Genomic DNA, 21,003 nt, shown 5'->3' with positions numbered 1-21,003 from the left:
CAGTCACCTGTAGGAGCCGGCTTGCCGGCGATGGCCTCTACCCGGTGTACCTGATGCACCGAGGCGCCTGCAGGCAGATATTCAATCCAGGTCGCTGGCGTCGTGGCGCTCGCGCAGTTGCTCGTGCGGCTCGCCGGACACGCGGTTCACCCGGCGTCCACGCTGTACCGCAGGCCGGGCCTCGATGGCGTCCGCCCAGCGCAGCACATGCTTGTATTCATGCACCGACAGGAACTCTGCCGCGCCGTACAACCGGCCCTTCACCAGGCCGCCGTACCAAGGCCAGATCGCGATATCGGCAATGGTGTACTCATCCCCGGCAATGTATTCGCTCACGGCCAAACGCTGGTCGAGCACATCGAGTTGGCGCTTGGTCTCCATGGCAAAGCGGTTGATCGCGTATTCCATCTTGCTCGGCGCATACGCATAGAAATGCCCGAAACCACCGCCCAGGTACGGCGCGCTGCCCATTTGCCAGAACAGCCACGACAGGCATTCGGCTCGTGCCGCCGGCTCGGTGGGGAAGAACGCACCGAACTTCTCCGCGAGGTATTGCAGGATCGCTCCCGACTCGAACACCCGGATCGGCGTGGCGCCGCTGCGGTCCAGCAATGCGGGAATCTTGGAGTTCGGGTTGACACCCACAAAGCCGCTGCCGAACTGGTCGCCATCGCCGATCTTGATCAGCCAGGCGTCGTATTCCGCGCCGCTGTGCCCCAGGGCCAACAGTTCTTCAAGCAGGATGGTGACCTTTTGCCCGTTGGGCGTGGCCAGTGAATACAGTTGCAGCGGGTGCTTGCCCACCGGCAATTCCTGCTCGTGGGTCGCTCCGGCGATGGGCCGGTTGATGCTGGCGAAAGTGCCGCCGCTTTCGGTGTCCCAGGTCCAGACTTTCGGGGGTACGTAGTCAGTCATCGTTACTGCTCCTTGGGTTGAATAGGGTTCGACGCCGCCAGTTGCGCCACGTTCCAGCCGCCACCCAGTGCCTTGATCAGGCCCACATTAGCGCTCAATTGCTGGGTTTGCAGTTGCAATACCGTGCGCTTGGCTTCCAGCGCAGCCACTTGGGCGGTCACCACATCGAGGTAGGCCACGGCGCCCTGGCGATAGCGCGAGGTGGAAAGGTCCTCGGCGTACTGCGCAGCGGCCGCTGCATCACGCTGGTCGTCCAGGGCGCTACCCAGCCCGGCGATCTGCGAAAGGTTGTCTTCCACCTGCTCGAACGCCCCCAGCACCACGCCCCGGTATTTGGCGGCGGCTTCATCGGTGGCGGCCTTGGCAATGTCGACCTGCGCCTGGCGTGCACCGCCGTCGAACAGCGTGCCCACCAGTGACGGGCCGATGGCCCAGAACAGGTTCGGCGCGCTGAGCAGCCGCGCAAACTCATCGCTCTGATAGCCGCCCTGGGCGCTCAAGGTGATCTGCGGAAACCACGCGGCCTTGGCCACGCCGATTCGTGCGTTGGCTGCGGCGATGCGGCGCTCGGCGGCGGCGATGTCTGGCCGGCGTTGCAACAAGCTCGACGGCACACCGGTGGGCACGTTCGGCAAGGCAATCGGCGCAACGTTGACCGCCACCGAGTAGGTCGACGCCGACTCCCCCAGCATCGCCGCAATCGAATGCTCTAGCACCGCGCGCTGCACCAGGCTCTGGCTCAATTGCGACTTGACCGTGGACAGCTGCGTGCGCGCCCGTGCCACGTCGAGGCCGGAGACAATCCCGCCGCCGTGCAGGCCTTCGGTCAGGCCCAACGCTTTGGCGTAGGCGTCGCGGGTCTGTTCCAGCAGCTGGTTCTGCCAGTCGATGCCGCGCAGGCGAATGTAGCTGTCGGCCAATTGCGCCTGCAGGCTCAGGCGCACCGACGCGAGGTCGGCCTTGGCCGCTTCGGAATCGCTGGTGCCGGCCGCGACGGTGTCGCGCACGCGGCCCCACAGGTCCACTTCATAGTCGACTTCCAGGCCCAGGGTGGCCGAGTTGTAGACATTTGGCGAGGTGGCCGAACGCAGCGGCTTGGTGTCGGACTGGCGAATGCGCTGGCCGTTGCCGATGGCCGATATCGTCGGGAACAGCCCCGAACGCGCTTGGGCCACATAGCCCTGGGACTGCTCGTAGTGGGCCAGTGCCGCACTCAGGTCGGGGTTGTTTTTCAGCAACTGCTGCTGCATCGCGTCCAGCTGCGGGTCGTTGTAGATGTGCCACCAACCATCGCGGTTGGCCTGGTCGTTGGGGGTGCCGACGGTCCACGGGGCCTGGGTATGAAACTGTGCCGCCACCGGGGTTTCGGGCACCTTGAGCGGCGGCGCCAACGAGCACGCCCCCAGGCTCAAGGTGGCGACCAGGCCGAAGAAAGTGCGCTTAGCCATGGGGTTTGACCTCGGCGGGAGCGGCCGCCAATTGCACCGCATCGTTGTCGGCCAGGCCATCGGGTGGTGTGTCGATCACACGTTCGTTCGCTTGCAGGCCGCTGGCAATTTCCACGCTATCGCCAAAGTCGCGGGCAATGCTGACGGTCTTGAAGCGCACGTGATCCGTGCTGTCGAGGGTGGCGACGCGCATGCCGTGGTCATCGAACACCAGGGCGCTGGAAGGCACCCGCAGCACATCGGCTTGCACCGGCAAATCGAACTGCACGCTGGTGTAGCCGCCCGGCAGCAGGCGCCCGCCCGGGTTGTCCACCAGCAGTTGCACCAGGGTGCTGCCGGACGCGGCATTGACCGCGTCGGCAGTGGCGATCACCTTGCCGGTGAAGGTTTCGCCGCGGTATTCCGGCACGCTCAGGCGCGCCGTGGTGCCTTCGCGGATCTGCGGCGAAAAGGTCTGCGGCACCTGCACGTACACGCGCAGGCGGCTGACGTCGGCCACGGCGAACAGCTCTTTGCCGGCAGCTCCACCGGCACTGATCAGCGCACCCACGTCGGTGCTGCGCGCGGTGACCACGCCGGCAAACGGCGCCACCAGGCGCTGGAAGCCCTTGGTCGCCACCAACTGGTCGACATTGGCCTTGGCCGCCGCCACCTTGGCTTGTTTGGCGGTCAGGTCACCGGTGCGCTCGTCCACGTCCTGGCGCGACACCGAGTCGGTCGCCAACATCGCCTGCCAACGCTTGGCGGTGGTTTCGGCAAGGTGCGCATCGGCCTGGGCCGAGGCCAAGGTGGCACGGGCCTGCAGCAGTTGCTGGTCGAGTTCCGGAGTGTCGATTTCAGCCAGCACTTGGCCGGCTTTCACCCGGGTGCCGATGTCGACGTTCCAGGATTTGAGGTAGCCGTTGACCCGCGCAAAGATCGACGCACGGGAATAGGCTTCCATGCGCCCCGGCAGGTTGAGCACCGGGCCCTGGGCCTGCACCAACGGTTTGATCAACTTCACGCTGGGCAGCGCCTGCGCATCGGTCCAGGTCTTGAGGTCACGGGATTCATTGGCGCGCACGCCGATGCCCACGCCCACGATGGCAACCACCACCACCCCGCCAACGACCAGCCAGAGCAGCCCACGGGAAGACTTCGGTTTAGAAAGAGAAACGGACATGTCAAACCCCTTGGGTAACGGTGGTCGCCAGCGTGGCGTGCTGGCGACGCCCGTGGACAAGACTGAAAATCAGCGGAACCAGAATCAGCGTGGCGATGGTGGCAAACGCCAGGCCGCCAATCACCGCACGGCCGAGCGGCGCGTTCTGCTCGCCGCCCTCCCCCAGGCCCAGGGCCATGGGCGCCATGCCGATAATCATCGAAATGGCGGTCATCAACACCGGCCGCAGCCGGGTAAAGCCGGCTTCCAATGCGGCCTGCACGGCATCGCCATGCACCGCCAGGCGCTCGCGACAGAAGCTCACCACCAGGATGGCGTTGGCAGTGGCCACGCCCATGCACATGATCGCCCCTGTCAGCGCCGGCACCGACAGCGGTGTATGGGTGACGAACAGCATCCACACGATCCCCGCCAATGCGGCCGGCAAGGCGGTGATGATCACGAACGGGTCGCTCCACGACTGGAAGTTGACCACGATCAACAGGTAGATCAGCACCACCGCCCCCAGCAGGCCGAACAACAAGCCGCTGAACGCGGCGTTCATGGTCTGCACCTGGCCCTGCAACAGCACCTTGGAGCCAGTGGGCACTTCACTGGCGTGGGCGGCGATGATCTTCTGGATATCGGCCGCCACGGCGCCGAGGTCACGGCCTTGGATCGCAGTAAGCACTTCGACCACCGGCTGGATATCCGACTGGGTGATCACCGAGTTGCTGTGGCTGCGCTGGATATTGGCCAGGCCGCCCAGGGTCTGATCGGTGGCCGCGCCGGCGCTGCCACTGAGTGGCAGGTTATGCAGGGCCGCCAGGCTTTCCAGGCTGTACTGCGGGGTTTGCATGACGATAGGGTAGGAAATGCCGTTGGCCGGGTTCAACCAGAACGTCGGCGCCACTTGGCTGGAACCAGCCAGGTTGACCACCAGGCTGTTGGTCACATCACGCTCGGTCAGGCCAACCAGTTGCGCACGGGTGCGGTCCACGTCGATGTTGAACGTGGGCAACTGCCGCGACTGCTGGATACGCGCGTCCACCACCCCGGGCACGCGGCGGATATCCCGTAGCAACGCGCTGGCATAAGTGAAGTTGGCCGCCAGGTTGTTCCCTGTGACTTGCACGTCCACCGGCGCCGATGAACCGAAGTTGAGGATCTGCCCGACGATGTCCGACGCCGGGAACGAGAACACCGCGCTCGGGAATTCCCGTGGCAGGCTTTCGCGCAGCTCACGCATGTATTCGGCGGTCGGACGATGGCCTTCGTTGAGGCTGATCTGGATGTCGCTGTCCTGGGAGCCCACGGTGCCGGTGTTGTTGTACACCACGTTGATACCGCTGATGGACAGGCCGATGTTGTCCACCAGGGCCTTGAGGTCTTCGCCCGGGATCTTGCGGCGGATCGAATTCTCGATGTCGGCGATCAGGTGCGCATTGCTTTCCACTCGTGTGCCCACCGGGGCACGCACGTGCAACAGGATCAGCCCGGAGTCGACCTCGGGGAAAAAGTTGCGGCCCAAAAACGGCACCAGCGCAAACGACACCGCGACAAACGCCAGCAAGCCCACCACCACTGCGCGGCGATGATGCAAGGCCGTGTCGAGCACGCCGTGGTAGCGCTCGCGGAACGCTTCAAAGTGCCGCTCGAACCCGCGCTGGAATTTCACCAGTGGGTTGCGCGACGGTGCATGCCCGTCTTCGCCGTGCACATGGGGCTTGAGCAGGTAGTTGGCGAGGGTCGGCACCAGGGTCCGCGACAGGATGAACGAGGCGATCATCGCGAAGATCACCGCTTCGGCCATCGGCACGAACAGGAAGCGCGCCACGCCGTCGAGGAAGAACATCGGCACGAACACGATGCAGATGCACAGCAGCGAGACGAACGCCGGGGTCACGATCTGCGCCGCGCCGTCAAGAATCGCCGTCTCCACCGGCTTGCCCTGCTCCAGGTGCCAGTTGATGTTTTCGATGGTTACCGTGGCGTCGTCCACCAGGATCCCCACGGCCAGCGCCAGGCCGCCGAGGGTCATGATGTTGAGGGTTTCGCCCAGGGCCGAGAGCGTGGCAATCGAGGCCAGGATCGCCAAGGGAATCGACGTGGCGATGATCACGGTGGAACGCCAGCTGCCGAGGAACAACAGGATCATCAGACTGGTCAGCGCCGCTGCGATCAAGCCTTCACGGGCTACGCCGCCGATGGCCGAGCGCACGAACAGTGATTGGTCACCGATCAGGTCGATGTTCAGGTTGGGCGGCAAGGCGGCCTTGTTGTCGGCCAGCTTGTCCTTGACCCCGGCGATCACGCCCAAGGTCGACGCTGAACCGGTCTTGAGCACGGTCAGCAGCACCGAACGGTTACCGTTCACGTGCACGATGTTGGTTTGTGGCGGGTTACCGTCGCGCACCGTGGCCACGTCGCGGATCAGCACGGTGGTGCCGTCGGCGGTCTTGATCGGCAGGTTTTCCAGGTCATGGAAGTCCGACGGCGAGTTGTTCAACTGCAGGTTGAATTCGTAGCTGCCGATCTTTTGCGTGCCCACCGGGGTGATCAGGTTCTGGGTGGCCAGGGCGGTGGCGACGTCCTGCGCCGACAGGCCACGGGCTTGCATGCGCGCCGAGTCGAGGTCGATCTGCACCTGCCGGCTCTTGCCGCCGAACGGGTACGGCAGCGCCGCCCCCGGCACGGTGGTGAGCATCAGGCGCACGGAGTTGATGCCGATATCGCCCAGTTGCTGCTCACTCAGGCCCGGGCCCGACAAGGCCAACTGCACGATGGGCACGGTGGATGCGCTGTAGTTGAGTACCAGCGGCGGCACGGTGCCCGGCGGCAGCTGGCGCAGGATCGCCTGGGACACCGAGGTCACCTGGGCGTTGGCGGTACTGATGTTGACGCCGGGCTGGAAGAAGATCTTCACGATGCCGTAGCCGTTCATCGATTGCGCTTCGATGTGCCGGATGTCGTTGACCGTGGTGGTCAGCACCCGCTCGAACGGCGAGGTGATGCGCCCCGCCATCTGGTCTGGCGGCAAACCGGTGTACTGCCAGATCACGGCAATCACCGGGATGCGGATTTCCGGAAAGATGTCGGTGGGTGTTCGCCAGGCCGCCAGCGGGCCGATGATCAGAATGAAAATGGCCAATACCAGAAAGGTATAGGGGCGCCGCAACGCGATGCGCACGAGGCTCAGCATAGGAGGTGATCCAGACAGGGGGTTGGATGTTCAAGCCGGCAGGGCCGCGCCTTTTTTCCGCCTCACCCCATGCGCTTCCTGGGGAATTTGCAACGACATCCGAGTCACAAAGAGGCATACGCCACGATATCGAATTTAGTGGCGTACGCAACTAATTTGTTTCAAGCTGTCTCAGTCTTCATCTGGAAGGGCATATCCGGCCGAAAAGCCTTGTCCTGAAGGGTTCGAACGGCATAATTGCCACGTCGTTTTTTGTATCAGAGAGTATCCGCCCTTGAAAGCTGCAAAGCCTTGCTCCGAGAGCCCCAGCGCCTGCGTGAACGGTGCCGTGCGTCGCACGTCCCGCCGCCTGGGTCAGATCTATGACGAGGCGTATGCCCCCTGCGGTTTGAAAGCCACCCAGTACGCAGTGCTCAATCAGATTGCCAAGGCCGGCACGCCGAAGATGGGTGAGTTGGCGCAAAACCTGGTGATGGACCTGTCGGCCCTGGGCCACACGCTCAAGCCGCTGGTGCGTGACGGGCTGGTGGAGTTGCGCGTGGACGAACTGGACCGCCGCACCCGCCGCGTGCTGCTGACCGAAGCCGGTGTGCAGACCCACGCGGTGGCCCGGCAGGTGTCGCTGAAAATGGCCGAACGCTTCGATCAGGCGTTCGGCCGCGAAGCCGCGGCGCAGTTGCGCCAGACCCTGGACTTCATCGCCTCCGACGAATTTGCCAAGGTGCTGCTGGCCAAGGACGACTAAGCCATCGGCTGGTGGTTGGTCACGCAGTGAATGCCACCGCCACCCGCCGCGATCGCGTCGATATTGAGCTGCACCACCCTGCGGTTCGGGTAGAGCTGCGAGAGCAGGTCCAGCGCCTTGCGGTCGGCCACCGCATCACCAAACTCTGGCGCAATCACCGCGCCGTTGATCACGAAGTAATTGATGTACCCCGCCGCGAAATCCTCATTGCCCCGGCTGAACTTGCTTTTGCGTGGGTTCAGCGGTGGCGACACGGTGTGCACGGTCAGCGGCCGGCCGTCGGCGTCGGTGGCGTTTTTGAGGATGTCCAGGTGCGCCAGGGTGACCTTGTGGTCGTAGGACTCGGGGTCGGTGTCGAGGTTGGCCAGCACCACGCCCGGGGCGACGAAGCGCGCGTAGAAATCCACGTGGGCGTCGGTGATGTCCTTGCCCTTGATGCCGGGCAGCCAGATGATCTTGCGCAAGCCCAGGCGCTCCTTGAGTTCGGCTTCGACGTCGGCCTTGCTCCAGTCGGGGTTGCGATTGCGGTTGATCCAGCTGCTTTCGGTCATGATGCCGGTGCCCAGGCCATCCACCTCGATGGCACCGCCCTCGCCTACCAGTTCGCTGCGAATGTGGCGCGCGCCGGTTTCTTCGGCGACCAGGGCCGCCACGTGCGCGTCGTCTGCGTGCTGCTGCTTGTTGCCCCAGCCGTTGAAATTGAAGTCCACCGCCGCCTGGCCGCCCGTGCCGTCGATGACAAAATTGGCGCCGGTGTCGCGCATCCAGATGTCGTCCAGTTCGGTCTCCACAAAGGTGATATTGCGCGTGCCGCAGTGCTGCTCGGCGAGGGCGCGCTCGTCTTCGCGGCAGAACACGGTGACGGGTTCGTATTGGGCAATCGCCCTGGCGATACGGCCCAACGCGACCTGCACGTCGGCGGTGAAATCTTCCCAGATAGCATCCTGGGCGCCAAAGGCAATGAACGCCTGGCGGTGTTTTTCACCCTCGTCGGGCATGTAGAAGCGGCCTTTGACGGCAGCTCGCACGTGGGTAGTGAGCAATGTCATGGCGCAGACCACGCTGGCTTGTTTGATGAAGGTACGACGGGTTGGCATGGTGGTTCCTGCATACGGTATTGAATTGAAAAACGTTCATTGTTGGGTTTTGAATTTAGTCCACACGCGCATCCGTGCACGCATGTCCGCCTGGGGGATGTCTTTGCCGGCGATCAACCGTTCGAACGTGGCCGCGTCCGGGTAGATGTCGGGGTTGTCGCGCATGCTGGCCTCCACCTCCGGCCGGGCCTTGGCGTTGGCCGTGGGGTAACCGGTGAAGTTGGTGATGGCGGCCATGTTTTCCGGGCGCATCACGAAGTTGATAAACGCGTAGGCGTATTCCGGGTGCTTGGCGTCGACGGGAATGGCCATGGTGTCCATCCACACCGTCGTGCCCTCGCGGGGGATGTGATAACCAAAGGTCACCGGCTTGCCGGCGGCATCGGCGGCGCGCTGGGCCTGGGTCATGTCGCCACTGTAGCCCAGGGACAGGCAGAGGTTGCCGTTGACCAGATCGGTCACCGGTTGCGACTGGAACTTGCGGATGTACGGGCGCAGCTTGAGTAACACGTCGCTGGCAGCGGCCAGGTCTTCACGCTTGGCACTGCGCGGGTCGCGGCCCAGGTAGTTGAGCACCACGGCCAACACCTCGTCCGGCGAGTCAATCAGCGAGATGCCGCAATCGGCAAATTTAGCCGCCAGCTCAGGCTTGAACAGCAGGTCCAGGCTGTTGACCGGCGCATTTGGTAAGCGCTGCTCGATCTGCCGCGTGTTGTAGGTCAGGCCGATGGTGCCCCAGGTGTAGGGCACCGTGGCCTTGTTCGAATTGACGTAATGGGTGCGCAGCGTTTGCAGACCCGGTTCGATATCGTTCAACGCGGTGAGCTTGGCAGGGTCCAGTGCCTGTAGGCTGCCCGCCCGCATCAGGCGCTCGGCCACGGTGTCACCGGGGAAGATCAAGTCGTAACCGCTGCCGCCCGCCATCAACTTGGCTTCCAGGGTTTCGCTGCCATCCATCACGTCGTAGATCACCTGGATACCAGTCTCGGCCGTGAACTTGGCCAAGGTGTCGGCGGCAAAATAGTCGGCCCAGTTGTAGAGCCTCAGGGTTTTGTCGTCGGCCAGGGCGCAGGCACTCGTGAGCATCAGTACGCAACTCAATAGACGTTTCATGATGGGCGCCCATCCAGGGTGAGTAGGCCGCCGTACATTTCCGGGCGGCGGTCGCGGAAGATGCCCCAGGTCAGGCGGTCTTCGCGCATGGCAGACAGGTCCAGGCTGTGCACGAGCACGCCGGTGCTGTCGCGGTCGGCCTCGGCCAGCAGCTTGCCCTTGTGGTTGCAGATGAACGACGAGCCGTAGAAGTCCATTTGCAAGGCAGGATCTGTGGTCGCCACTTCACGCCCGACGCGGTTGGCCGCCACCACTGGCAACAGGTTCGCCGCCGCGTGGCCGCGCATGGTCATCTGCCAATGGTCGCGGGAATCGAGGGTCGCGCAGCCCGGTTCCGAGCCGATGGCCGTGGGAAACAGCAGCACCTCGGCGCCCTGCAAGGCCAGGCAACGCGCGGTTTCGGGAAACCACTGGTCCCAGCAGATTCCCACGCCGAGGCGCCCGAAGGCCGTGTCCCACACGCGAAAACCCGTATCGCCGGGGCTGAAATACTCCTTCTCCTGATAGCCGATGGCATTTGGGATATGGGTCTTGCGGTACACGCCGAGCAAGCGCCCGTCGGCATCGGCCACGCTCAGGGAGTTGAAGAACGCATTGCCGGCTTGTTCGAACCAGCTCAGCGGCAGCACCACGCCCAGCTCCTTGGCCAACGCGGCGAAGCGCTTGAGCACACCGCTGTGCTGATATTCCTCGGCCAGCGCCAGGTGCTTGTGATGCTGTTCGATGCAGAAATACGGCGTGGCGAACAGCTCCTGCAACAGAATCACCTGGGCGCCCTGCGCCGCCGCCTCTCGCACCAACTGCTCGGCACGGTCGAGATTGCCCGGCAAGTCCCAGGTGCAAGGCATCTGGGTCGTCGCAATCGTCAGGAGGCTCATGGCTGCACCCACGCAGGTTGTTGCTGGGTGATGCAGTGCACGCCACCGCCGCCATGGGCCAGGTGATTGATCTGCACCGGCACGATTTCGCGCCCCGGGAACGCCCCGGCCAGGACCTCGGCCGCCACCTGATCGGCAGCAATGCCATACGCCGGCATGATGATTGCGCCGTTGGCGATGTAGAAATTGGTATAGGACGCGCAGAACACCTCGGCCTCGGTGTCGACCGCGTCGGTGGCTTCATACAAGTCGATCAGCTCGAAACGCCGGCCTTGGGCGTCGGTGGCGAGTTGCAGGGCGCGGCGGTTTTCCCGCACGACCTCGGCGTAGACAGAGCTTCGGTCATGGGTCGCATCGACCAGCAACACTCCGGGACGGGCGAATGCGCAGACACCGTCGACATGGCCGTCGGTCATGTCGCCCGTGACGTAGTCCGGGTCGCCGGGCAGCCAAATGGTCTTCTTGATGCCCAGTAGCCGCGCAAAAATCGCCTCCATCTCGGCCTTGGTCACGCCGGGGTTGCGGTTGGGGTTGAGCAGCACCGATTCGGTGGTGATCAAGGTGCCCTCGCCGTCCACATGGATCGCCCCGCCTTCGTTGCTCAGCGGCGTGCCGAAGCACTCCAGGCCCAGGTGATTGAGCACCCGGCGCGCCAGGCTTTCGTCCAGATCATGGGCCGACTTGCCGCCCCAGGCATTGAAGCGCCAGCTCACCCCGGCCGTGCCCAGTTGCGGGTGACAGACAAAGCTCGGGCCGGAGTCGCGGCACCAGCTGTCGTTGACGGCCTGCTCGATCAGTTCGATGCCGGGACCGCACAGGGCCCTGGCGCCCGCGACTGCGGACGGATCGACCAGCATCTTCACCGGTTCAAAGCGGGCGATCGCATTGGCGACCCGTGCGAAATCCTGCTGCACCTGCGCCAGGGTCACGCCCCAGGTGGTTTCCCACAAGGCGCGGTTATGCGGCCAGACCATCCAGGTCGCCGCGTGCCGAGCCCACTCCGCAGGCATCCACCAACCATTGCTTTGCATTGCATTCTGCTGCATGACAAGTACCCTTCAGTTAAGTCATTGTGTTCAGTGAAAACTGCCCACGGAGTCTTGGCGTACATGCTATGGCGGGCTGCAAAGCCGGACAAACGATGGATTTTGTAGAAAACTGATTAGAGGAACTTATCAGCATGCTCAACCACTGGCCGCCCCTCGGCACCCTGCGCGGCTTCGAAGCCGCGGCCCGGCTGGGCAGCTTCCACAAGGCTGCCGAAGAACTGCACCTGACCCAATCGGCGATCAGCCAGCAGATCCGCAGCCTGGAGGCGTACCTGGAACAGCCGCTGTTTTTCCGCAGCGGGCGCAGCGTGAGCCTGACCGACGCCGGCCATGACTTCCTCAGCACCACCCAGGCCCTGCTGCAACAACTGGCGGTGGGCGTGCGGCGCCTGGGCCAGTACCGCAAACCCAACCAACTGGTGCTCAACACCACCCCCACCTTTGCGCGCCATTGGCTGTTGCCACGGCTTGCGGATTTTCGCCGGCAACACCCGGAAGTCGACCTGTGGATCTTCAGCACCGACGAAGTCCCCGACATGGCCAGCCAGACCATCGACCTGGCGGTGCGCGACGACATCAGCTCCCAGGCCGAATGCAGCTTCCGGGTGCTGCATGCCGATCGCTTGTTTCCCGCCTGCCACCCGCGCGTGCTGGAGCAGCCCAAAGAGCAACGCACCACCCTGCACGGCGAGCGCGAAATGGATTGGAGCCACTGGGCGGTGGAAGCCGGGATTGATGTGGGCCAACTAGACCAGGGACTGAACTTCTCCGACCCTGGCCTGTTGTTGGACGCCGTGTGCACCGGCCTGGGGATTGGCTTGGTCAGCCAGTTGCTGTGCCGCCAAGCGCAGCAAGACGGCCTGCTCGTGCCCTTGGTGGAAGCGACAATCCGCGGGCCGAGCTGGGCGCTGCTGACCCATCGCGACAGCGAACACGACCCGCTGGCGCGCAGTTTCACGGCGTGGCTGCTGGCCAACCTGACCAGCTAGCTCACAGGTGCAGCGCCACGCCCACGCCTGCTTCGGCGCGTGGTACCTGCACGCGCAGTGCGATCAACAAGGCAGCCAACAGCATGAGTCCCCCCGCCCCCAGGAACACCCCGCTTATGCCGCTGAGACTGAACATCGCGCCCCCACCGGCCGCTCCTGCCGCGATGGCCGACTGCACCGAAGCCACGACCATGCCACCGGCACTTTCAGCCTGATCCGGCACGGCGCGGGCCACCCAGTTCGACCACGCCACGGGCACTGCGCCAAAGGCCATGCCCCACAGCATCAGCAGCGCCGCCTGCCCTGACAGGGACGCAGGCAACATCACCAGGGCGAGTGCCGCGACGCCCACTACCACCGGCATCAACACCAAGGTGCCACGCGGATAACGCACCAGCATCCAACCGGCCGACAGCGTGCCAACAAAGTTGGCTGCACCGAATCCCAGCAGCATCAGGGCCAGCCCTTCGGTGCCCACGCCCGTGGTGCTTTCCAGGAACGGCCGGATGTAGGTGAACAGCGCAAAGTGCCCGGTGTGTACCAGCACGCAGCCAAACATGCCGATGGCAATACCCGGGCGCAGCAACACCTCCAGTACCGTGCGCAGACGTGCGGCACCCGTGGGCGCCAGGCGTGGCAGCGTGAACAGCTGGAACGCCAGCGTCACGCCACCGACGGCGGCGGCGGCAACGAACGCACTGCGCCAGCCATACAGCCCCCCGAGGTAGCTGCCCAGCGGCACGGCGACCACCGTGCCCACCGCAATACCACTGAAGATGATCGACAGCGCACGGGGCAGCAGTGCCGCCGGCACCAAGCGCATGGCCACCGCGGCCGCCATGCTCCAGAAACCGCCCAGGGCGATGCCCAGCAAGATGCGCATCAGCAGCAACACCGCCAGGCTTGAAGAGAACGCCACCAACAGGTTTGAGGCAATCATCAACACGGAGAAGCCCAGCAGCACCACGCGCCGGTCGATCCCCCGCGTGAGGCCGGGCACCAGCAGCCCGGCAAACAGCGCCACCACTGCCGTTACGGTCACGGCCTGGCCCGCCAGCGCCTCGGACACGCCCAGGTCCATCGCCATTGGCGTCAACAAGCTGGCCGGCAGGTACTCCGCCGTCAATAGCCCGAACACCCCCATGGCCAGGGAAAACACCGCCATCCAGGCAGGCGCATCAGGCTCCACGTGGGCAGGGTTAGCGGCATGAGCGACACAATCATTCATCACACGACATCCTCGGTAAATTAGCGCGACGGCCAGTCTAGGTTCGCCCATCCGGATGATCTATGATGCATACCCTTGAGTTTTTGACCAAAACCCCGAACATGAGCGCATTGGCCCCTTTCAATCTGTCTTCCGACCTGATCGACGAACTGCTGCGCGGCATGCGCCTGAGCGGGGTGCAGTACCGGCGCATCCAGGCCGGGCCAAGGTTCGGCATGGGCTTTGAGGCCAAACCCGGACACGCCTACTTCCACTTCCTGGCAGCGGGAACGGCCACCCTGCGCACCGACGACGGCAGCCTGTTTGAGTTGTCGGCGGGCAATGCCGTGTTCATCTCCCACGGCGGCGCCCATGCGCTGTCCTCCGACGCAAACGCGCCTGTGCAAGACATTGGCGGCTTTGGCGCGACCCCGTTGGGCGATACCGTGTGTGCCGTGGATGCATCTCCCGATACGCCCCCCAACACCTTGCTGTTCAGCGCCTGCATGGCGTTCGAACTTGGCAGCCTCCAGGGGCTTGGCAGCCTGATGCCAGCCTTGATGCTGATCGATGCCCAGGGCCAGCGTTACCCCGGCCTGATGCCGATCCTGGCGGTGATGGAACGTGAGGTGTCCGCTGCTCGTATGGGCTACTCGGGCATCCTCGCGCGGCTCGCCGATGTGGTGGCCGCCATGATCGTGCGAGGCTGGGTGGAATGCGCCTGCGGTAATGCGTCCGGGTTGGTGGCGGCGCTGCGCGACACGCGATTGGCCGGTGCCCTGCTCGCGCTGCATCAGCAACCGGGTCGCGATTGGCGCGTGGACGAATTGGCTGCGCACTGTCACACCTCACGCTCGGTGTTCGCCGAGCGCTTCCAGGCCACCCTGGGCATCCCGCCCCTGCGCTACGTGACAGAGTTGCGCATGCGCCTGGCGAGCCAATGGCTGACCCTGGAGCGTTTGCCTATCGAAGAAGTGGCGCTGCGGCTGGGTTATACCTCGCAGGCAGCTTTCAGCCGTGCGTTCAAGCGCATTACCGGCCAACCACCGGGGGCCAGCCGTCAGCGCAGCAGGAGCCCGACATGAACGACCGCCTCGACGATATCCTCGCCGATCACCTGGACGTGCTGTTCTGCGGTATCAACCCCGGCAAGGGTTCCGCCGCCCTGGGCCTGCATTTTGCCAATCGCAGCAACCGCTTCTGGCGCACCTTACACCTCGCCGGCTTCACGCCCCATGAACTCCACCCGCAGGATGGCCTCACGCTGTTGCACTATGGCTGCGGTCTGACCACCGTGGTGGAGCGCCCCACGGCGAGCGCGGGCGAGTTGGCTCGGCATGAATTCAAGGATGCAGCAGCAGCGTTCGAACAGAAAACCCGCCGTTGCGCGCCCCGCTTCGTGGCGTTCCTGGGCAAGGCCGGTTACAGCGCGCTGTCAGGCCAGCGCGACATCGCCTGGGGTTTGCAGCCACAGGCTTTCGGCGGCGCAGCGGTGTGGGTGCTGCCCAACCCCAGCGGGCGCAACCTGGCATTCAATCTGGAGCAGTTGGTGGAGGCTTATCAAGCCCTGCACGAGGCCATTGCGCACGCCGATCCTGAGCCCTTACTCTCTTGAGCCCGTCACTGTAAGCAATGGAGGCTTCATGAAACTGATCGGCATGCTGGACTCGCCTTACGTACGCCGCGTGGCCATTTCCCTGGAGCTGTACGGCGTGGAATTCGTGCATGAACCGCTGTCGGTGTTTCGCACCTTCAATGAGTTCGCCCAGATCAACCCGGTGGTCAAGGCCCCGACCCTGGTGCTGGACGACGGCACGGTGCTGATGGATTCCAGCCTGATCCTCGACTACCTGGAAACCCTCGCCCCAGCCGACAAAAAGCTGCTGCCCCAGGCGCCCGCCGCCCGCGCTCGTGACTTGCAGTTGCTGGGCCTGGCCCTGGCGGCCTGCGAGAAAAGCGTGCAGATCGTCTATGAACACAACCTGCGCCCGGCCGAGAAACAGCATGCACCGTGGCTGGATCGGGTCAGCGGCCAATTGCTGGCGGCCTACTCGCTGCTGGAAAAACAACTGCCTGACAGCGAGGCACTGACCCAGGCGTCGATTACGGCCGCCGTCGCCTGGTCGTTCAGCCAGTTCACCGTGGCGTCGGTGGTCAAGGCGGATGCGTTCCCCCACCTGAAGCGCCATGCCGAGCGGCTGGAGGAGCACCCGGCGTTTAGGAAATACCCCATCGAATAACGGCCACTGCAACAGCGTCTACGCTCAGGGTTCAGCCGGAGGAAGCGGCCATGTGCGGACGACTCTCGCAGTACCGCGGTATCCATGACTTCGTGGCGGCCTTGAGCATGCCCAATGCCCTGGTCAACAGCGTGGGCGAGCAACCGCTTGGGCGCTACAACGTGGCGCCCTCGACAGGGGTTGCCCTGTTGCACCTGGAGCAGGCGGTGTTGCATGCCGACCGTGTGCGCTGGGGCTGGCGCCCGCACTGGGCCAAGGACCGCGCGCCGCCGATCAATGCCCGTGTGGAAAAAGTCGCGAATGGCGCGTTCTTTCGGGCGATCTGGCCACACCGCGCCATCGCCCCGGTCGACAACTGGTTTGAATGGGTGGACGAAGGCGGCCCGAAAAAACAGCCCTACCTGGTTCGTCGACGCGATGGCGCGCCCGTGCTCTGCGCGGCCATCGGCCAATTGCCCGACGCCGATGAGGGCGCGGGCGAACACGACGGGTTTGTGATCATCACCGCCGACAGCGCCGGTGGCATGGTCGACATCCATGATCGCCGCCCCGTGGTGTTGAACCCCACGCTTGCACGAGAATGGCTGGACCCGGCGACGCCGCGCGGCCGCGCCGAGCAGATGGTGTTGTTGCAGGGCGAGCCCTCGGACGTTTTTGAGTGGTTCAAGGTGGACTGTGCGGTGGGCAACCCGCGCCACGAGGGGCCGCATATCATCGAACCCTTGGCGGCCGGGCAGTAGAAACGATTCAGCGGCGTCGAACCTTTGTGCATGAACCTGCGTCCGAGCTAAGGCACTGTTGCCAACCGCCGCGAGGTTCTCGTTTGAAAGCCGCCATCCTCAAGAAGTACCGCCTGATCATCAAGACCATGGGCTACGTGGGCTGGGCCCTGTTCTGGCTGTTGTTGTGGGACATCGCCGTGACGGTGGATTTCATGCTGTTCCTCAACGCCAAGATCAACCTGCCGCTGATGCCACTGACCCTGCTGGGTTCGGCCCTGGTGGTGCTGATCAGTTTTCGCAACAGCAGCGCCTACAACCGTTGGTGGGAGGCACGCACGCTGTGGGGCGCGATGGTCAACAACTCGCGCAGCTTTGCGCGCCAGGTGCTGACGCTGCTGGACGATCACGGCAGCGAGGCCAACCCGGTCAAGGCCACCTTGCTGCGCCGCCATGTGGCCTATGTGAATTGCCTGGCCGCCCACCTCAAGGGCCAGCCGTGCCCCGACGAAGTGCGTGCGTTTATCCCGCCAGAGGAGTTCGCCCGCAGCGGCGCGACCAACAACTTTGCCAATGACATCCTCACCGGCTCCGCCGCGTTGCTCGCCAAGGAATACAAGGCCGGCCACCTGGACAGCATCCGCCTGGCGCGGCTGGAGTCGACGCTGGTGGACTTGTCCAACGCCCAGGGCGGCATGGAGCGCATCGCCAATACGCCACTGCCCTACCCCTACGTGTATTTCCCGCGCCTGTTCATTTCGCTGTTCTGCCTGATCGTGCCGGTGGGTCTGGTGGAATCCCTGGGCTGGTTCACCCCGCTGGCCTCCACGGTGGTGGGCTTCATGCTGCTGGCCATCGAGCGCATCGGCACCGACCTGCAAAGCCCGTTTCATTCCAGCGAACACCAGATCCAGATGGAAACGATCTGCGAAACCATCGAGAAAAACCTGCAGTCGATGCAGCGTGATGCGCTGGGCGGCGAGCGTATCGTTTAAACCCGCCTTACGGCCTAAAGTGCGTTCCCCCGCAGTCGATATACAGGGGGTACGCATGGGCCCTATCCCCTCAAAACAACACATGCGACGCTCGACGCTACTGTTTTCTCCTTGCCAAAATTATAAATACCCGCAGGTGAAGTCATGAATATCAAGCAAAAGCTGACCTGGGCGTTTGCCGCCATCGCGTGCGTCCCGGTTATTTTGGTCGCGGTGCTGGTTGTGCTGAACCTGCGCGAGGGGGCCCTGGCCAATTTCCTCGACAGCAGCGGCCGCGAGATCCGCCAGATCGACAATGGCATGAAGCAGTTCTTCGACGGCATCAGCCAGAACGTCGACTACGTGGCCAAGGACCCGCGCGTTGTCGCGGCCAAGGACCTCAAGAGCTACGCCGGCGCCGACGCCGCGCAAATCCCCCTCACCCCGACCAACAAGACGCTGCTGGAGATTTTCGACCAGTTCGCCAAGAGCCACCCGAGCACCGCCTACCTGTCCCTGGGTTTGAAGGATGGCGGCTACGCCAGCTGGCCCGACGACACCAAGCTGAACAACTACGACCCACGCGTGCGCCCCTGGTACCAGGCGGCCATCGCCGCGCCGGGCAAGACCGTGCGCACCGGCGCCTATTATTGGGCGCCGGACGACGTGACGCTGATCGGCACCGTGCACACCGTGGCCGATGCCAGCGGCAATATCCTTGGCGTGGTCGGCCTGGACGTGTCGCTCAAGCAGCTCACTGAGCTGGTGCGCAACATCAAGCTCGGCGACAGCGGCTACTTGATGCTGGTCGAAGCCAATGGCAACGTGCTGGTCGACCCCAGCGATGCCAAGCACAACTTCAAGCCCCTGGCTGACCTGGGCGCCAATTACGCCGAGCTGGCCAAGCGTGGCGATGGCGTGACCCAGATCGACATCAACGGCGTGACCTACATGGCCAACGTGGTCAGTTCCAAAGACCTGGGCTGGCGCTTTATCGGCCTGATCAAGCGCGATGAGGTCATGGCCCAGGCCGCTAGCCTCACCTGGTTGATCGCCGCCATCGCGGCGGTGCTGGCGGTAATCTTTGCGATTGTCGGTGCCAGTTTTGCCCGGGTGATCGTGCGTCCGATCCGTGGGGTTGCCGACGGCCTGCAGGAGATTGCCGAAGGTGAAGGTGACCTGACGCGCCAGCTCAAGGTCGAGGGCAAGGACGAAACCGCGAGCCTGGCGGGCTGGTTCAACCAGTTCCTGAGCATGATTGCCCAGCTGGTGCAGCGCATCGGCAACGCGTCCTCCGACCTGCAGACCGCCGCCGCCGACACCAGCGAGGTGGCGCACAACATGAACCAGGCGGCCGGGCGCCAGCGGGAAGCCGTGGAACTGGTGAGCACCGCGTTCAACGAGATGGTCGCCACCGCCAACGAAGTAGCCCGCTCCTGCAGCGCTGCCGCGTCGAGTGCCGACGAAGGCTACCGCGACGTGCATGACGGCCAGCAGCACATCGGCGAAGCCACCGGCAGCGTGCTCAAGTTGAGTGAAGACCTGCAGCGCTCGACCCAGACCATGCAGCAGCTGGAGCAGGACAGCAAAAACATCAACACCATCCTCGACACCATCCGCTCGATTGCCGAACAGACCAACCTGCTGGCGCTCAACGCGGCAATCGAGGCGGCCCGCGCCGGTGACCAGGGCCGTGGTTTTGCGGTGGTGGCTGACGAAGTGCGCGCCCTCGCCCGCCGTACCGCCGACTCCACCGGCGAGATTGACAGCCTGCTGGGCAACCTCGCCCGCCGCACCCAGGAAGTCACGCAGCAGATGCAGGGCAGCCTGCTGGTGTCCCACACCAGCGTGGAACGCATCCAACAGGCCCGCGACAGTTTCGACAAGATCCGCGGGTCGGTGGATTCGATCCGCGACCAGAACACCCAGATCGCCACCGCCGCCGAAGAGCAGCATCAGGTGGCCGAGGAGATCAACCGGCACATCGCGCAGATCCATGCGGATGCGCAGTTGGTCGAAGGCTTTGCCCATTCGGCACAGACCGGTTCCGGGCGGTTGACGGATATTTCCGGTCAACTCAAAGGGTTGGTGGGCCGCTTCAAGTTCTGACCTTGCCGGCGGCGGCGACCTTGCGGACGCTATCGATGTGTAGGAGCTGGCTTGCCGGCGATAGCCACTTTGCGGACGCCATCGCCGGCAAGCCGGCTCCTACAGGTTCGCGGCGCACCCCATTCTGCTTGTGTAAGAGCTGGCTTACCGGCGATAGCGATCTTAAGGGCGCCTACAGAACCTATCATTTTTGCCAGTGCCCTTCTCGCGCACTTTTGGCTAGCCTGTACCTCATTGCTCACCAAGGAGGTACAGAACATGCAAGTCCGTGAAGGTTATGCCGATTTCCGTGGCCATCGGACGTGGTTCCGGGTCACGGGCGACCTGGATTCAGGGCGCCTGCCCTTGATCATTGCCCACGGCGGCCCCGGCTGCACCCATGACTACGTCGACAGCTTCAAGGACTTGGCCAGCACCGGCCGCGCCGTGGTGCACTACGACCAACTCGGCAATGGCCGCTCGACCCACCTGCGCGAAGCGACCCGCGATTTCTGGACGGTGGAGCTGTTCCTTGCCGAACTGAACAACCTGATCGCTCACCTGGGCATCCGCGACTACGTGTTGCTGGGCCAATCCTGGGGCGGCATGCTCGGCGCCGAACACGCGGTGCGCCAACCGGCCGGCCTCAAAGCACTGATCATCGCCAACTCACCCGCCTCCATGGGCCTGTGGTGCGAGGCGGCCGACGAGCTGCGTCGGGCGCTGCCGGCCGAAGTGCAGGCCACTCTGCAACGGCATGAAGCTGCCGGCACCACCGACAGCGCTGAATACCGCACCGCCTCGGACGTGTATTACGCGCGCCATGTGTGCCGCCTCAACCCGGTGCCCGACGAGGTGGCGCGCACCGACGCGGCCATCGAAGACGACCCCACCGTCTACCACACCATGAATGGCCCCAACGAGTTCCACGTGATCGGCAGCATGCGTCACTGGAGCATCATCGATCGCCTGTCGCGCATTCAGGTGCCGACGCTGCTGATTTCCGGGCGCTACGATGAAGCCACCCCGGCGACCGTGCAGCCGTTCGCCGACGGCATCGCTGACGTACGCTGGCAGATTTTCGAGCAGTCCAGCCACATGCCTCACGTGGAAGAGCGCGAGGCGTGCATGGCGTGTGTGGGGCAGTTTCTGCAGCAGGTAGAACCCGCGCTCCGCTGACAAGGCGCCGTGGGCCGGT

Annotated in this window: 17 protein-coding genes and 2 pseudogenes; 10 read left to right on the top strand and 9 right to left on the bottom strand. The window is 64.2% G+C overall.

The window, feature by feature from the left end; genetic code table 11:
- Positions 1 to 81 precede the first annotated feature (81 nt).
- Genes yghU through AC07SU_RS08695 form a run of 4 tightly spaced genes read right to left on the bottom strand, consistent with a single transcriptional unit; the run spans position 82 to position 6,706 of the window.
- Complete coding sequence (gene yghU, locus AC07SU_RS08710; RefSeq protein ID WP_176997674.1) at positions 82 to 915, bottom strand: glutathione-dependent disulfide-bond oxidoreductase; 834 nt, start codon at positions 913 to 915, stop codon at positions 82 to 84.
- A 2-nt stretch (positions 916 to 917) separates the two neighbouring features.
- A complete protein-coding gene (locus AC07SU_RS08705) occupies positions 918 to 2,363 on the bottom strand; it encodes an efflux transporter outer membrane subunit (protein WP_494996791.1) in 1,446 nt (481 codons plus the stop codon).
- Positions 2,356 to 3,525 carry an efflux RND transporter periplasmic adaptor subunit gene (locus tag AC07SU_RS08700; RefSeq protein WP_494996790.1) on the bottom strand — a complete coding sequence of 390 codons (1,170 nt, stop codon included), beginning with the start codon at positions 3,523 to 3,525 and terminating at the stop codon, positions 2,356 to 2,358. Before AC07SU_RS08700 ends, AC07SU_RS08705 begins: the two co-directional genes overlap by 8 nt.
- A 1-nt stretch (position 3,526) precedes the next feature.
- The gene (locus AC07SU_RS08695) at positions 3,527 to 6,706 is read right to left on the bottom strand and encodes an efflux RND transporter permease subunit (protein ID WP_494996789.1); all 3,180 of its coding nucleotides are present in this window, start codon (positions 6,704 to 6,706) and stop codon (positions 3,527 to 3,529) included.
- A gap of 328 nt (positions 6,707 to 7,034) precedes the next feature.
- Here AC07SU_RS08695 and AC07SU_RS08690 point away from each other — a divergent pair, with 328 nt between their 5' ends.
- A complete protein-coding gene (locus AC07SU_RS08690; protein WP_176997730.1) occupies positions 7,035 to 7,451 on the top strand; it encodes a MarR family transcriptional regulator in 417 nt (138 codons plus the stop codon).
- Here AC07SU_RS08690 and AC07SU_RS08685 read toward each other — a convergent pair.
- Genes AC07SU_RS08685 through AC07SU_RS08670 form a run of 4 tightly spaced genes read right to left on the bottom strand, consistent with a single transcriptional unit; the run spans position 7,448 to position 11,585 of the window.
- Entirely contained in the window at positions 7,448 to 8,548 is a 1,101-nt protein-coding gene (locus tag AC07SU_RS08685) for an agmatine deiminase family protein (RefSeq protein WP_494996788.1), read from the bottom strand. The two genes, AC07SU_RS08690 and AC07SU_RS08685, sit on opposite strands and share 4 nt — an antisense overlap.
- 36 nt (positions 8,549 to 8,584) lie before the next feature.
- Positions 8,585 to 9,661: an extracellular solute-binding protein gene (locus AC07SU_RS08680; protein ID WP_494996787.1), complete on the bottom strand. Its 1,077-nt coding sequence runs from the start codon at positions 9,659 to 9,661 to the stop codon at positions 8,585 to 8,587.
- Complete coding sequence (gene aguB / locus AC07SU_RS08675; RefSeq protein ID WP_494996786.1) at positions 9,658 to 10,539, bottom strand: N-carbamoylputrescine amidase; 882 nt, start codon at positions 10,537 to 10,539, stop codon at positions 9,658 to 9,660. The genes AC07SU_RS08680 and aguB overlap by 4 nt, the downstream gene beginning before the upstream one ends.
- Positions 10,536 to 11,585, bottom strand: a complete 1,050-nt coding sequence (locus tag AC07SU_RS08670) for an agmatine deiminase family protein (protein ID WP_494996785.1) — start codon at positions 11,583 to 11,585, stop codon at positions 10,536 to 10,538. Before AC07SU_RS08670 ends, aguB begins: the two co-directional genes overlap by 4 nt.
- 134 nt (positions 11,586 to 11,719) lie before the next feature.
- Here AC07SU_RS08670 and AC07SU_RS08665 point away from each other — a divergent pair, with 134 nt between their 5' ends.
- Positions 11,720 to 12,577 carry a LysR substrate-binding domain-containing protein gene (locus AC07SU_RS08665; protein WP_494996784.1) on the top strand — a complete coding sequence of 286 codons (858 nt, stop codon included), beginning with the start codon at positions 11,720 to 11,722 and terminating at the stop codon, positions 12,575 to 12,577.
- A 1-nt stretch (position 12,578) separates the two neighbouring features.
- Here AC07SU_RS08665 and AC07SU_RS08660 read toward each other — a convergent pair whose 3' ends face one another.
- Positions 12,579 to 13,805 carry an MFS transporter gene (locus AC07SU_RS08660; protein ID WP_494996783.1) on the bottom strand — a complete coding sequence of 409 codons (1,227 nt, stop codon included), beginning with the start codon at positions 13,803 to 13,805 and terminating at the stop codon, positions 12,579 to 12,581.
- A 65-nt stretch (positions 13,806 to 13,870) separates the two neighbouring features.
- Here AC07SU_RS08660 and AC07SU_RS08655 point away from each other — a divergent pair, with 65 nt between their 5' ends.
- The 8 genes and pseudogenes from AC07SU_RS08655 to AC07SU_RS08620 all read left to right on the top strand — a co-directional run bounded on the left by AC07SU_RS08655 (position 13,871) and on the right by AC07SU_RS08620 (position 20,984).
- Positions 13,871 to 14,869, top strand: a complete 999-nt coding sequence (locus AC07SU_RS08655; RefSeq protein ID WP_494996837.1) for a cupin domain-containing protein — start codon at positions 13,871 to 13,873, stop codon at positions 14,867 to 14,869.
- The gene (gene mug, locus AC07SU_RS08650; RefSeq protein WP_494996782.1) at positions 14,866 to 15,399 is read left to right on the top strand and encodes a G/U mismatch-specific DNA glycosylase; all 534 of its coding nucleotides are present in this window, start codon (positions 14,866 to 14,868) and stop codon (positions 15,397 to 15,399) included. Before AC07SU_RS08655 ends, mug begins: the two co-directional genes overlap by 4 nt.
- Before the next feature lie 28 nt (positions 15,400 to 15,427).
- Positions 15,428 to 16,024 carry a glutathione S-transferase family protein gene (locus AC07SU_RS08645; RefSeq protein ID WP_494996781.1) on the top strand — a complete coding sequence of 199 codons (597 nt, stop codon included), beginning with the start codon at positions 15,428 to 15,430 and terminating at the stop codon, positions 16,022 to 16,024.
- Between the two features lie 50 nt (positions 16,025 to 16,074).
- Positions 16,075 to 16,764: an SOS response-associated peptidase family protein gene (locus tag AC07SU_RS08640; protein ID WP_176997663.1), complete on the top strand. Its 690-nt coding sequence runs from the start codon at positions 16,075 to 16,077 to the stop codon at positions 16,762 to 16,764.
- 83 nt (positions 16,765 to 16,847) lie between these two features.
- A complete protein-coding gene (locus AC07SU_RS08635; RefSeq protein WP_494996780.1) occupies positions 16,848 to 17,738 on the top strand; it encodes a bestrophin family protein in 891 nt (296 codons plus the stop codon).
- 144 nt (positions 17,739 to 17,882) lie between these two features.
- Positions 17,883 to 18,962 (top strand): annotated as a pseudogene (locus AC07SU_RS08630) (HAMP domain-containing protein); the annotation flags it as partial.
- A 321-nt stretch (positions 18,963 to 19,283) separates the two neighbouring features.
- A pseudogene (locus AC07SU_RS08625) lies at positions 19,284 to 19,826 on the top strand (methyl-accepting chemotaxis protein); the annotation flags it as partial.
- 258 nt (positions 19,827 to 20,084) lie between these two features.
- Complete coding sequence (locus AC07SU_RS08620; RefSeq protein WP_176997660.1) at positions 20,085 to 20,984, top strand: proline iminopeptidase-family hydrolase; 900 nt, start codon at positions 20,085 to 20,087, stop codon at positions 20,982 to 20,984.
- Positions 20,985 to 21,003 lie beyond the last annotated feature (19 nt).

The organism is Pseudomonas sp. GW821-FHT05H12 (assembly GCF_059419385.1).
Note: the sequence above shows the minus strand (reverse complement) of the source record. Positions and strands in the feature narration are given on the sequence as shown.